Source organism: Pseudomonas sp. Tul2A7, assembly GCF_054790505.1.
Genome location: NZ_CP186499.1, coordinates 1,301,959 through 1,314,120, shown reverse-complemented (window position 1 = coordinate 1,314,120; position 12,162 = coordinate 1,301,959). Strand labels below are relative to the sequence as shown.

At 60.4% G+C, this 12,162-nt stretch carries 12 protein-coding genes; 3 read left to right on the top strand and 9 right to left on the bottom strand.

What is annotated here, in order from left to right; all coding sequences use genetic code 11:
* Nucleotides 1–863 precede the first annotated feature (863 nt).
* Nucleotides 864–1,226: a DUF6124 family protein gene (locus ACOYXJ_RS06035; protein WP_460368447.1), complete on the top strand. Its 363-nt coding sequence runs from the start codon at nt 864–866 to the stop codon at nt 1,224–1,226.
* 118 nt (nt 1,227–1,344) lie between these two features.
* Here ACOYXJ_RS06035 and ACOYXJ_RS06030 read toward each other — a convergent pair whose 3' ends face one another.
* From ACOYXJ_RS06030 to cpaB, 8 genes are read right to left on the bottom strand one after another with little or no spacing between them, the layout of a single operon-like run.
* Nucleotides 1,345–1,617, bottom strand: a complete 273-nt coding sequence (locus tag ACOYXJ_RS06030) for a DUF3613 domain-containing protein (RefSeq protein WP_095121984.1) — start codon at nt 1,615–1,617, stop codon at nt 1,345–1,347.
* Nucleotides 1,618–1,627: 10 nt separating this feature from the next.
* A complete protein-coding gene (locus ACOYXJ_RS06025) occupies nt 1,628–2,350 on the bottom strand; it encodes a tetratricopeptide repeat protein (protein WP_102901617.1) in 723 nt (240 codons plus the stop codon).
* A gap of 22 nt (nt 2,351–2,372) precedes the next feature.
* Nucleotides 2,373–3,257 (bottom strand): type II secretion system F family protein, encoded by an 885-nt coding sequence (locus tag ACOYXJ_RS06020; protein WP_460368444.1) that lies wholly within the window; start codon nt 3,255–3,257, stop codon nt 2,373–2,375.
* A 1-nt stretch (nt 3,258) separates the two neighbouring features.
* Complete coding sequence (locus tag ACOYXJ_RS06015) at nt 3,259–4,143, bottom strand: type II secretion system F family protein (RefSeq protein WP_460368442.1); 885 nt, start codon at nt 4,141–4,143, stop codon at nt 3,259–3,261.
* 18 nt (nt 4,144–4,161) lie between these two features.
* Entirely contained in the window at nt 4,162–5,430 is a 1,269-nt protein-coding gene (locus ACOYXJ_RS06010) for a CpaF family protein (RefSeq protein ID WP_102901614.1), read from the bottom strand.
* Entirely contained in the window at nt 5,427–6,617 is a 1,191-nt protein-coding gene (locus ACOYXJ_RS06005) for a pilus assembly protein (RefSeq protein ID WP_460368440.1), read from the bottom strand. Before ACOYXJ_RS06005 ends, ACOYXJ_RS06010 begins: the two co-directional genes overlap by 4 nt.
* On the bottom strand, nt 6,614–7,831 hold the full coding sequence (locus ACOYXJ_RS06000) for a type II and III secretion system protein family protein (protein ID WP_150795296.1): 1,218 nt from the start codon (nt 7,829–7,831) through the stop codon (nt 6,614–6,616). Before ACOYXJ_RS06000 ends, ACOYXJ_RS06005 begins: the two co-directional genes overlap by 4 nt.
* A gap of 20 nt (nt 7,832–7,851) precedes the next feature.
* Nucleotides 7,852–8,793: a Flp pilus assembly protein CpaB gene (cpaB, locus tag ACOYXJ_RS05995; RefSeq protein ID WP_150795297.1), complete on the bottom strand. Its 942-nt coding sequence runs from the start codon at nt 8,791–8,793 to the stop codon at nt 7,852–7,854.
* A gap of 338 nt (nt 8,794–9,131) precedes the next feature.
* Here cpaB and ACOYXJ_RS05990 point away from each other — a divergent pair, with 338 nt between their 5' ends.
* Nucleotides 9,132–9,338: a Flp family type IVb pilin gene (locus ACOYXJ_RS05990; RefSeq protein ID WP_095047415.1), complete on the top strand. Its 207-nt coding sequence runs from the start codon at nt 9,132–9,134 to the stop codon at nt 9,336–9,338.
* Between the two features lie 71 nt (nt 9,339–9,409).
* Nucleotides 9,410–9,817, top strand: a complete 408-nt coding sequence (locus ACOYXJ_RS05985) for a response regulator (protein WP_095047381.1) — start codon at nt 9,410–9,412, stop codon at nt 9,815–9,817.
* A 674-nt stretch (nt 9,818–10,491) separates the two neighbouring features.
* On the opposite strand, the gene ACOYXJ_RS05980 is transcribed toward ACOYXJ_RS05985, so the two are convergent.
* A complete protein-coding gene (locus tag ACOYXJ_RS05980) occupies nt 10,492–12,162 on the bottom strand; it encodes a ShlB/FhaC/HecB family hemolysin secretion/activation protein (RefSeq protein ID WP_460368437.1) in 1,671 nt (556 codons plus the stop codon).

Genomic DNA, 12,162 nt, shown 5'->3' with positions numbered 1-12,162 from the left:
TCGACTCGATATTTCACGTCGGCGTACCTCTCCCAAACAACTCGGTCAGTCCCCTCTCCCTCTGGGAGAGGGCTAGGGTGAGGGGCTTTTGATCTGTTTCAGAATCTGAATTCGACTCGATATTTCACGTCGGCGTAGCTCTCCCAAACGACTCGGTCAGCCCCCTCTCCCTCTGGGAGAGGGCTAGGGTGAGGGGCTTTTGATCTGTTTCAAAATCTGAATTCGACTCGATATTTCACGTCGGCGTAGCTCTCCCAGACAACTCGGTCAGTCCCCTCTCCCTCTGGGAGAGGGCTAGGGTGAGGGGCTTTTGATCTGTTTCAAAATCTGAATTCGACTCGATATTTCACGTCGGCGTAGCTCTCCCAGACAACTCGGTCAGTCCCCTCTCCCTCTGGGAGAGGGCTAGGGTGAGGGGCTTTTGATCTGTTTCAGAATCTGAATTCGACTCGGTCTTTCACGCCAGCGTAGCTCTCCCAAACGACTCGGTCAGTCCCCTCTCCCTCTGGGAGAGGGCTAGGGTGAGGGTTGGCTTTTGGCTGTTTAAATGTGTGCCAGATAATCAGAACCTTCCCACACTGTTTTCAGGTTGTCCGTCGGACGTGCGCTCTCTAGTCTCTGGCTGTCGCTGAACACTCAGCGATCGGGTGTGAGAACCCGGCAATTTATGGTCATCCAGTTTCTGTGCACGCATAATCGCCGCCAGCTTGCCTGCTGTCTGCAATGTGTCATGGCGGCTGTGTGCGGGCAGACTTCGGTCTGGCCGGGTGTCCATAACCGGTATTCTCACCCCGCATACAGCTGCCACCTTTTGCCCCGTGAGAATGGCAGAGGGTGGCGGCAAAGACTTTGGAGTTGTTTCAATGGACAAACTGATCCCCGACCCACCCCACGAACCCACCACCCCGCTCGAAGAAGCCATCCGCGCCGACAACCTCGCCAAAAACCGCGAAGCGATCAAACACGCTCTCGATTTCTACCTCTGCCCCGAACCTGCAAAACCCCGCCAACCGAGCACAATGTTTCTCATCCATCCGAAAATCGATACGGAAAGCCTGCTCGCCCACGCCTGCGAATCCCTGGCTTCGGCCAACACGCTGGCCGGTAACTTTGCCGATCAGCTCGGCCGGCCTGAGCGCAATACCGCGCTGGCGATTCAGCAGATCATCATGCTGGCTGAGCTGGCGGTAAACCGGGCACTGGATCGGGTCGATCCGCAGACCTGATCCGTCAGGCACGCCGCGTCATCGTTCTTCGCGAGCAGGCTCGTTCCCACAGGTGAAGTGCATTTCAAAAGGTGGGAGTGAGCCTGCTCGCGAAAGCGCTCGCAAGGTCAGCACCTCACTAATTCTTGGTCTCGATCTTCCCACCCGCATCCGGATCATAAAAATCCGGAATCTCATATTTGTACTTCTTCAGCCAGCGCTGCATCGCCAGATCCCGTTCGGTCGCGGTTGCCGTTTGGGGTTTGGGCGAGGCGGCTTTGTTGCGGCTTTGCAGGACCAGCCAGCCTTCGGTTTCCTGTTGTTGCGCCGAGGCGGGGCCGGCGTCGATGGCGGTGGCGCTGAGGGGCAGGCTGAGCAGGGTCAGGTAGCACAGGCCTTTGAAGGGATGCATGGCTGTCTCCTTATTTGAGCGATGACGGCAACGGCTCAGCGACGGCGGCCACTTGATTGCTGGTGGCGGGTTTGGCCTTGACCGGGGCTTTCAGTTTTTCTGCGCGTTGCTGGGCTTCGGTGAATTGTTGCGGGGTCAGTTTGGCGCGGCTGACGATTTCGGCGGCTTGTGGCCAATCGTTCTGGTACAGCAGCAGGGTGACCATGTTCAGGGTTGCCAGTTGGTTGTTCTGCTTGAGTTCGATGGCGGTGAGGAACTCGAAGCGCGCGTCGTTGAGGCGCAGTTGGTTGAGGTAGACCACGCCGAGGTCGTTGCGGATTTTCTCGTCGGTGGGGGCCAGGCGGGCGGCGCGTTGCAGGTGGGCCTGGGCCTGGCCGTTGTCACCGCGGGCGGCGTAGAGTTGGCCGAGGCCGTGTTCGGCTTCGGCGGTCAGGCAGCCGCCGAGCAGGCCGCGGTACAGCGGCTCGGCTTCGCTGCGGCCGAGCAAGCGATAGACCTTGGCTTTGCGCAGGCGCACTTCGCTGATGTTGTCCGGCAGGCTTTGCAGGTTGGCCAGGCTGGCGTGCAGTTTGCCGTCGCTGGCTAGGTCGTCCGCGAGGTTCAGGGCCAGCTCCTGCTCCTGGGTCATTTTGCTGCAACTGCTCGGTGCCAGCAGCGCCGTCCACGGTGCCTGGCCGTCGGTGGCGCAACCGCCGAGCAGCAACAGACTTGCCATGACTATCAGTACTTTCATCAAACGCTCTCCATGAGCAAGGTCAGTTTGCGAACGCCCGGGCAATCGCAGTGAAGCCGGGGCCGGCGAGGACGATCAGCAGTGCCGGAAACAGAAACAGCATCATCACTACAGACATCTTCGCCGACATTTTCGAGATGTATTCCTGCAGGCGGGTCAGGCGTCGGTCATCGAGCAGTTGCTTGAGCGCCAGCAGCGATTTCATCGCGCCGCCGCCCTGTTGAATCAGTTGCTGGAGGATCACGCAGGTGTCAGTGAATTCGTCGACGGCGAGCATCACCGCGGCTTTGTTCAACTCCTGGCCAAGTTCCAGGCCGCTGTCGACACGGGCCAGAATCAGGCGCAGTTCGCTGGTCAGTTCCGGCAGCAGCTTTTGCGCTTCAATGCTGAGTACGCGCAGGGCCTGTTCGACGGCCATGCCGGATTCGAAGAGGATGCGCAGCAGTGGAATGAACGTCGAGACCTCCACCGCGATGGTTTTCTGCCGCCGCGTCGCTGCGTAAGCCAGCAGACGTTTGGGCAGCAGATAGCCGCCGCCGGTGGCGAGCATCGGCACGATCCAGCGGTTGTCAGCCTGGGGGAAAAACACCTCTTGCAGAAAAATTGCCAATCCCAACGTTAGCAGCGGCGTGCCGATCTGGCAGGCCGCAAACAGCGCGCGTTCATTGGCGCGGCGCCAGCCGATGCGGTTGAGCAGGGTCTGGGTTTCGCTGTCGATGCTCACCGAACGCTGGCCGAATTTGCTGCTGCCCAGCGCGCGCAGCCAGCTGCCGAAGCGGTTTTCACGCACCAGATGCCCTTGCAAGCGCTGATTGACCTGACGCACCCGACGCCGCTCGGTGAGCAAGTGATTGACCACGAGTAGCAGGGCGCCGAGCAGCAACATGAGAGCGGCGAGGTAGACCATGTCAGACGCTCCGTAACATGCGCCACAGCGCCAGTGTTCCGAACACTTGCAACACGGCAGCGCTGATCAGCATTTTCTGCCCGCTCGCGTCGTTCCACATCCCGAGCATGTAGCCGGGGTTGGTCAGCATGAAGTAACTCACCAGCAGCAACGGCAACGAACCGAGTACCCACGCGGTCATGCGCGTTTCGCCGGTGAGCGCACGCAGTTGCCGCGCGCCTTGGTCGCGTTCGCGGATCAGTTTGATCAGGTTCTCCAGCAGCTCGCTGGCATTGCCGCCGTAGCGATGATTGACCTTGAGGCCAAGGGCGAACATGCGCAGTTCGTCCTGTTCATACAGTTCGGCAAAGTCGCTGACCGCGTCGGGCAGGTTCACCCCCAGCTGCACGTTGCGCTGGACCCGGCCCATGGCTTTTTTCAGCGGATCTTCACTGGCTTCAATGCCGCCCATGACTGCGTCGCTCAGGGTGCGCCCGGACTTCAGGCTGCGCACGGTGTGATCAAGCAACTGCGGCAGTTGCTCGATCATCCGTTTGACCCGGCGCTGGTAGAGCACGGCGATGTACAGCCGCAGCGCCAGTGGCGGAACGAAGATCATCAGCAGCAGGCCGACCCAGTCGGCGAGAAAAAAAACCAGCGCCATCGCCAGCGCCCACAGACTCAGCCACAGGCCGAAACGCTCGGTCGGGCGGCCCAGTCCGGCACGCAGAAACATCCGCTCCAGTCCGACCCACACAGGTTTGTCCGGCGCCAGTTGCGGCTGTCCGGCGGCGAGACGGTTGAGAACTTTTTCCGTGGCGGTCTTGCGCAGGCCTTGCAGGAACAGACGGATCGACAGCCCCAGCAGCGTCAGGCAGATAACAATGAGAATGATCGGTCCCAGCATGCTCGGTGCTCCTTGCCGTCAGCCCAGATGAGCCTCGTGGCGCAGCTTGTCGCCGGCCGGATTGACGGCTTCGCGCAGGAAGCCGAAACCGCTGCGGCGGTCGAGGCGGAACAGGGTGTTGGTGACGTAGACATCTTCGCGAATGCCGACCACTTCCACGACCTCGCTGACGCAGCGGCGCCCGTCAGGCATGCGCGTCAACTGGATGATCACGTCGAGGGCGGCGCAGATCATCTGGCGCAGGGTGCGTTCGGCGATGGAGCGGCCGGTCAGGCCGACCAGCGTTTCCAGACGCAGCAGGGCATCCTGGGCGTTGTTGGCGTGTACGGTGCTCATCGAACCGTCGTGACCGGTGTTCATCGCGGTGAGGACGTCGACCACTTCGACGCCACGAATCTCGCCGAGGATGATTCGGTCAGGGCGCATCCGCAGGGCGTTGCGAATCAGGTCGCTGGCCTTCACTTCACCGTGGCCTTCGGCATTCGGCGGACGGGTTTCCAGGCGCACCACATGCGGGTGACCGAGCTGCAATTCGGCGACGTCTTCGATGGTCACCAGACGTTCGTGCGGGTTGATCAACTGGCTGAGAATGTTCAACAGCGTGGTTTTGCCGGTGCCCGTGCCGCCACTGATCAGGATGTTGCAGCGCTTGCCGACGGCATTCTGGAAAAACTCGAAGATCGACAGGTCGATGGTTTGCATCGCCATCAGGTCGGTGCTCTTGAGCATGTCCTTGCGAAATTTACGGATCGACAGGCATGGACCGTCGAGGGCGATCGGCGGAATGATCGCGTTGACCCGACTGCCATCCGGCAGGCGTGCATCGACCATCGGCGAAGACTCGTCGAGGCGCCGACCGAGCGGCGCGAGGATGCGCTGCATCACGCGTTCGACGTGATGCGCATCGATAAAACGCAGGTCACTCTGGTGCAGCACACCGTCGCGTTCGATGAACACCCGGTGCGGGCCGTTGACCAGAATCTCGGTCACCGACTGATCGCGCAGCAACACTTCCAGTGGACCGAAACCGGTGAGCTCGTCGACGATCTCTTCGGCCAGCCGCTCCATTTCGTAGCGCGATATCGCCAAGTGCAAACGCGCGATGTATTCGGCGACTTTGTCGGTGACAAATTGCGCGAGTTGCTGGCGTGAACCTTCCAGCAGGTTTTTGCCCGACTCTTCGAGGGCGTCGATGATGTAGCGATGCAGGACCAGTTTCAGGCCTTCGTGATCGCTGTTGCCGACGCCACTGCGGGGCGCCGCACCGAAGAGTTTTTCTGCGCTCATGAGGTGCCTCGCAAGCGGTCGAACCAGGTCACTTTGGGCTTGGCCAGACCTTCGGAACGTTTCGCCAGACGTTCACCGAGGGCGCGCAGGCTCTGCGTGAGTTTTTCTCGCGGGGCCAGTTCGAACAGGCTGACGCCCTGGTTTTTCGCGTTCAGGCGCACTTCCGGGGTGAGGGCCAGCGTAGCGATCACTTCCAGATTGAAGGTCTTGCCGAGGGTGTCCGAATCGGGCGCGACGTTGCTCAAATAGCGGTCGATCAGCAGGCGTCCGTGGTCGAGCTTCATGCCTTTTTCCCGCCACAGATTGAGCACTGCGAGGTTGCGTCGGCAGTTGAGTACGTTCTGGTCGGTGTACCAGAGCAACTTGTCGCAGTGGCTGACAAAGGTGCGCAAGGCTTCGCTGTCGGTCTGCCCGGTGAGGTTCACGACGATGTGCTGGAAGTGCTGGCGCAAGGCGCTGAGCAACATGTACAGCTCGGCAGCGCTGGTGTTTTCCAGCGGCTCGTCGTTGCTGGCGTAGGCGAGAATCCGCAGGCCGGCTTCGGCACTGGTGAAGGCGCTGTCGATCAGCGTGGCGTCGAGCCTGCGCAAGTGGCGCAAGGCATCGCCGAAGTGGAACGAACTTTCCAGCCCGAGCAGGGCGAGGCTGTCACCGCGCGGCAAACCAAGATCAAGCAGCAAGGTTTGCTGACCGCTCTTTTGCACCACCAACGCCATGTGATTGGCCAGCAGTGCGCCGTCGGAACTGCTCTGCACGCCATACATCACCGTGAGGCCGCCCAATTGCGTATTCGGTGCCACGGGCGGCAGGCGTTTGCTCAAGCGCCGCACCAGCCCGGCGACTTCACTGGAGCGCGAACCGTAGGCGACAAAATCCCGGGCGCCGGCGCGCATTGCGTTGAGCACCAACTGATTGTCCATGCCGTCGCCGAGCGCCACGATCGCCAGCATCGGTTTGGCTTCCAGCGCGCCTTCGATCAACGCGCTCTGGGCGACCACGTGTTCGCGATCCAGACCGACGAACACCAGGTTGGCAAAGGTCACGTCCACCAGTGCCAGCAATTCGTCGAGGCTGCCGCCACCGGCGCTGACCACCTGACCGAGCGGCGCGAGCGCGCCTTGCAGCCACTCCAGATCGGTGCTGTTGCGGGTGATGGCGAGAAAGGTCTGGCTCAGATTCTGGCTCATTGGGATAACCCGCTGCGCTTGTCGAAGTTGCCGTTTTCAAGGAAGAACATGCGGTAGAAATTCGGATCGTAATTACGCAGTTTTTCGCCCGGCAACGACGGCAATTGCGCATCGGCGGCCAGTGGCTGCACCAGATGCGGGGTGACGATCATCAGCAGTTCGCGTTCTTCGCGCTTGATCTGCGAGCCTTTGAAAAATGCGCCGAGCACCGGGATGTCGCCGAGGCCGGGAAACTTGTTCACTTGCGAGCTGTTGGTGGTGCTGATCAAACCGCTGATGACGAAGCTTTCGCCATCGCCGAGTGACACGCTGGTATCGGTGCGGCGGATGGTCAGGGCCGGCACAGTGGTGCCGGCGATCTGCACGGCATTGCTGAAGTCCAGTTCGCTGACTTCCGGTGCGACCTTCAACGCAATGCGATCGCGGCCGATGATGGTTGGCGTCAGGGTCAGGCGGATGCCGAATTCCTTGTACTCGATCGACACGCTGTCGCTGCCGGAACTGGGCACCGGAATCGGGATTTCACCGCCGGCCAGAAAGCTTGCGCTCTGCCCGTTCAACGCCACCAGACTTGGCCGCGCGAGGGTATAGGCGAAGCCGCTGGTTTCCAGCGCATTGATGATCGCCATGGTCTTGCCGCCGACCCACGAGAAGTTGAACAGTGAGTTGTCCACCGGCAGGCGTGGCTGCGGCACACCATCAATCGGTGGCAGGGTGCCGGGCGAACCGAACAGAAAGTTGCCGCGCGTGCCGATCAATGAGGCGGTGGCTTCCTTGAGTTTGGTCCGGCTGACTTCGACGAAACGAATGTCGGTCTGCACTTGCGACGGCAGGCTCGGGTCATCCGAGGGCAGGGTGGCGGTCATGGCGGCAGTGGCGGCGCCCTGAACAAAGACCATGCTTTGGCGCGGCTCGCTTGAACACGAGGTCCAGACCATCAGGCTGGTGGCACCGGGCGCAACGCCGGTGAGCAGAAAGGACGAACTGCCGTTGGCGTGCACGTCGGCGATTTTCGGATCGCCAATCGCCAGACGGGTGATCGCCACTGGCGATTGCACATCCTGCTGAAAGCCTTCGCCGATTTCGATCACCGGCGGCATGCGCCCCAGTGCCGAACAATTGCCAACCGCCGCCAACGCGGCGTCCATCGACAGGCCCATCAGTAGCAGGGCGCGCAGCATGGGTTTGAATGTCGGCCTGAAACGACTCTGCATGCCCTTGGATCCTTGCGCAGTCATGGGTTTTGTTGGGTGATCTGGTTGCCGCGAATGATTTCCACGGCAGGCCTCGGGGCCGCGCCGGAACCGCCGCCGGCAGGCGCTTTCGGTCCGGCGCCCAAGGCCAGTTGGGTGAACTGGAAGAGTTGGCTGTTGGCGCTGCTCAGATGCTCCGGCGCCTGAGTTTCGCCGGCCCAGTATTTGGCCAGGCGTTGTTCTTCACTGCTGCGTACGGCCAGACGCAAGGTGCCGACTTGCGTTGCCAGCATCAGTCGGCTGAGCAGTTGTTCGGGCACTGCCAGCACCACGGTGCGCGCGGCGATGCGGCGTTGATCCTGTTTGAGTTTTTCCTCGGCGCTCAGGGCCGGCGAGGCGGGTTGGCCGTCGTTGGTCAGGCCGTACTGGTCACCGACCCCGAGTACGCGCATGGCCGGCAAAACGATCTGCGCAGATTGTTCGAGGTTGCTGGAATCCTGGCGCAGGTAGAGCAAGACATCGACGTAATCCCCGGGGATCAATTGCCCGGCCGCGCCGATCACTTCGTCGACGGCCACGGTGAGGGCGCGTTCATCGCTGTGAATCATGCGTGCCAGTGAGCCGCCGGCGCTGAAGCTTTCATCGTTCAGCCAAGTGCCGGCGCTGAGGTGCCGCCAGGGTGTGCGGCCGATGGCCTGATCGACGTTGCTCAAGCTGCCGGCCGGTGCACTGCGCAGTTTTTCCACCGCCACATCGGCAGCGGTCAGCGCGGTAAAGGGGGGCACGTCGTGCAGCAGTACCACCACCGGTTGGCGGGCTTGGTCTTCGGCGATCGCGACAGTTTTTTCAACGGTGACGGCTGGGGCAACGGGGGCTTCGGCGACCGGTGCCGGTTGACGACTGAGCACCAGTCCCCAGTAACCGACAAAGATCGCTCCAAGCATAAGGATGGCTGCAAGGCCCATGGTGACGCGACTGTTCATGACGGCTCTCCCTTTCCTGCTGCACTACCCACCGCACTTGCTTACGAGAGAAGTTCCCAATCCGGCAGCTATGAACATGCAACTATTTCGCTATTTCCACGCTAGCTGATCCGAGCCAAAACGCCATTAGTGACAGGAAAATAACCCACTAAAGTATGAGTCTTGGCCAATTAACAGCAGCAATCGGCAACTTCGCGATGTGATTAATCCTTTGTGATTAATCCGTTCTTACAGTTGTTGGGTGGGGGTTTGTTGACAATGCTCAAATGGCACGGTGGTTCTTTGCCGTTGTAGTGACATCAGCGCCAGAGGCGCAAAGGAGCAGTCCTATGTTTCGCATGACTTTCGACTATCTAATGTCCAGAGCCCGGGTGTTCATCAAGAATGAAGAAGGGGCTTCGGCGATCGAGTACGCCATTGTGGTGGCGATGGTCGCCGTCGTGGTTGTGGCATTCGTAACCCCTCTTGGCGATAGGGTGCTGGCGATCTTCAATAATATCTTGACGTCTCTTGATGGTACGGCTGTGACACGGCCGACGCCTTGAGTCATGGGAACGCTGCACCTGGCTGATATCGCACTACAATGGATTTTCCATTCAGCTTTCAGGTATTGCCTATGAACGCGTCTTCGCCGCACCGCCAACAGTTGCTTCTGGTTGACGATGAAGAGGACGCGTTGCTGGAACTGGCGGAGTTGCTGGAGGGTGAGGGGTTTGTCTGTCATGCGGCGACGTCGGTGAAGCTGGCGTTGCATCATCTGACTCGCCATCCCGATATCGCGCTGGTGATTACTGATTTGCGTATGCCGGAGGAGTCCGGGATGTCGTTGATCAAGCGGTTGCGTGAGCATACTTCTCGGCAGCATTTGCCGGTGATTGTGATGTCGGGGCATGCGGATATGGAAGACGTCAGTGATCTGTTGCGGCTGCAGGTGGTGGATCTGTTTCGCAAGCCGATTTATTACGTCAGGTTGTTGGAGACTCTGGATAACTTGTTTCCCAAGCCTAAGGTTCAGGTTGGCTGAGGTTGAGCTCGGCGGCCTCTGGGCCGACCGTGCTTTGGGTGTTTTGGGTGAATATCCGTTTTTTTGGGTGTTGCGGCTGGCGGTTCCGCCCTTACGGCGGGTCACTTTTTCCAAACGCCGAAAAAGTAACCAAAAAGGCTTGCTCCTACGTGCGGCCCGCTCGCTGGGGCTCGGGGTTCCTTCGCTGCGGGATCGATCCGGGGGCAGCGCCTACGGTTTGCTTCGCTGCACCTCCTCTCGCTGTGTTTGGCTTCGCCAAACGGTCGCTACGCTCCCACCCCCGGATCAATCCCTCCACTCAGCCTTCCGACGTCGCCCGTGGATCAAGATCAAGATCAAGAGCTGCAGCCGAGCTAACGCTCATCCTGTTGAGTGGTTAAAAGCCTAAGAGCGGCGTGGGTCGCTTTTGCTTTTCTGTGGGGGCGAGCTTGCTCCGGGCGGCGTTCCTACGAAAGCGGCCTGACAGCCGGCCAATTTCTAACTGAATGCACTCAATCCAACTGTAGGAGTGAGCCTGCTCGCGATGGCGGCCTGACAGCCGACCAATTTCTAACTGCATGCACTCAATCCAACTGTAGGAGCGAGCCTGCTCGCGAAGGCGGCCTGCAATCCGACCCATTTCTGCCGGTTGTACATTCCACCCGCCGCTGCCGAAGCCTCCTGGGTATTTCAGCTTACAACTGGTAGCTGAAACTTATGCTGTACCTGGGCTTGCGATTGAACGTGTCCAGTGCTTCATCCGACATTGCCTTCGCCGCTTCCAGCGCAATGTTGTAGTACTTGGCATCGCCAAACCGCAGCCCGATTGCGGCCGATGACAGATTGTTGGCCTTTACCGGCAGTTCATTGAACCAACTGCGCGAGCGATCGAGTACGACATACGGTTGCAGGATGCGCACCCAGTTGCCGTCGCGGTTGAAGCTGTAGTTGACCTCGTACGCCACGCCCCAGCCCTTGTCGCCGGACGCTTGATCGTCGGGATAACCGCGACCGAAATTCTGTCCGCCGAACACCGCGCGCTCGCTGTCGGGCAGGGTGTCGTCGCTCCAGTACAGCGCGGCCGAGAGCACGCCTTGCCAGTTGTCGAGGAACTTGTTGCTCTGCACCCCGGACAGGCGTACGCGGAAGAAATCGAGGTCGATGTCGTCGTAGTTGGTATCCGCGCCCAGGCTGTCGAAACCCTGATACACGCCGCCACTGAGAATACGCAGTTGCCGGGCATCGGCTTTGCGCCAGTCGCCTTCGAAAGCCAGAGCGCGTACGTCGGTACGGAACTCGGTGCTGAACGGGAAGTTGATGCCGTTGTAGCGGGTCTTGTCATCGACTGCGTACAGGCGCGAGCCGGCGGTCAGCAATTCGTTGGAGGCGGCAATCAACGGCAGGATGAACCCGATGGAGTAGCGGTCGTTTTCTCGATGGGTGCTGAGTCGACCACCGCCGTCGATGAGCACTTCGGTACTGGGATCGGCGCGGTAACGTGAAGCAGACAGCGCCAGTTGCGCGCCCTCGTCATTGAGGAACTGGTTGTAGTCGAGGCGGTAGTAATGCTCATGATCGTCACCCGGTGGAAACAGACCGCTGAGGGTCAGTTGTTCGCCCATCGAGGTTTGCGAATTGCTACTGACGCCGAGCAGGGCCTGGGTGCCGTTGCGGTTGTCTTCGGTGGTGCTCAGCGTGCTGGTGAAGGGTTTGCGACTGGCCTGGGCAACCAGCGTTGTCGCACCGTCGGTAGTGCCGGGCGGTGGCACCTGGGCCTGGATCGTTACGCCGGGGATGCGCGTCATCAGCGTGGTGTAGCGCTCGAACGTCTTGCGGGTCAGCGGCCGTTCGGCCTGGATCTTTGCCACCAGTTTGTCGAGCAGCGCTCTGACCCGGCCGACATCACCCTCGATCTGGATATCGCGAACGTAGCCTTCTACCAGCACCACGCGTGCTACGCCGTCATTGAAATTTTGCTGCGGCAAGAACGCGTAGGACAGCAGGTAACCGTCCTGCTGATAGCGTCGAGTGATGTTGCGCGTGGCTTCGATCAGTTCGGCGAGCGTGGCTTGGCGGCCGATCAGGGGTTTGTAGATTTCGGCGAGCTCGTTGAGCGGGTAGAGGGTTCCGCCTTCGATCTGCACGGTTTGCAAATTGATCTCGGTCTCCATCAACAGCGGTTGCGCAGCGGCGGCACCAGCGTCAGGCACTTGCACGGGCGTGGCGCTCGGGCGATAGGCGTCGGCGGGCAGGTTCGGCACCGGCAGGTTGCGGATGGTTTCGTTGCTGTTGAGAAAGCTGGGCAGGGTGTCGGCGAGGGCGGCGGAACTGAGACTGAGGAACAGCAGGGATGCCATTACACGCAT

Bases quoted from the DNA above. Each gene is read 5' to 3' on its own strand.
- ACOYXJ_RS06035 (WP_460368447.1), top strand. From the start codon at position 864: ATGGACAAACTGATCCCCGACCCACCCCACGAACCCACCACCCCGCTC.
- ACOYXJ_RS06030 (WP_095121984.1), bottom strand. From the start codon at position 1,617: ATGCATCCCTTCAAAGGCCTGTGCTACCTGACCCTGCTCAGCCTGCCC.
- ACOYXJ_RS06025 (WP_102901617.1), bottom strand. From the start codon at position 2,350: ATGAAAGTACTGATAGTCATGGCAAGTCTGTTGCTGCTCGGCGGTTGC.
- ACOYXJ_RS06020 (WP_460368444.1), bottom strand. From the start codon at position 3,257: ATGGTCTACCTCGCCGCTCTCATGTTGCTGCTCGGCGCCCTGCTACTC.
- ACOYXJ_RS06015 (WP_460368442.1), bottom strand. From the start codon at position 4,143: ATGCTGGGACCGATCATTCTCATTGTTATCTGCCTGACGCTGCTGGGG.
- ACOYXJ_RS06010 (WP_102901614.1), bottom strand. From the start codon at position 5,430: ATGAGCGCAGAAAAACTCTTCGGTGCGGCGCCCCGCAGTGGCGTCGGC.
- ACOYXJ_RS06005 (WP_460368440.1), bottom strand. From the start codon at position 6,617: ATGAGCCAGAATCTGAGCCAGACCTTTCTCGCCATCACCCGCAACAGC.
- ACOYXJ_RS06000 (WP_150795296.1), bottom strand. From the start codon at position 7,831: ATGCAGAGTCGTTTCAGGCCGACATTCAAACCCATGCTGCGCGCCCTG.
- cpaB (WP_150795297.1), bottom strand. From the start codon at position 8,793: ATGAACAGTCGCGTCACCATGGGCCTTGCAGCCATCCTTATGCTTGGA.
- ACOYXJ_RS05990 (WP_095047415.1), top strand. From the start codon at position 9,132: ATGACTTTCGACTATCTAATGTCCAGAGCCCGGGTGTTCATCAAGAAT.
- ACOYXJ_RS05985 (WP_095047381.1), top strand. From the start codon at position 9,410: ATGAACGCGTCTTCGCCGCACCGCCAACAGTTGCTTCTGGTTGACGAT.
- ACOYXJ_RS05980 (WP_460368437.1), bottom strand. From the start codon at position 12,162: ATGCGTGTAATGGCATCCCTGCTGTTCCTCAGTCTCAGTTCCGCCGCC.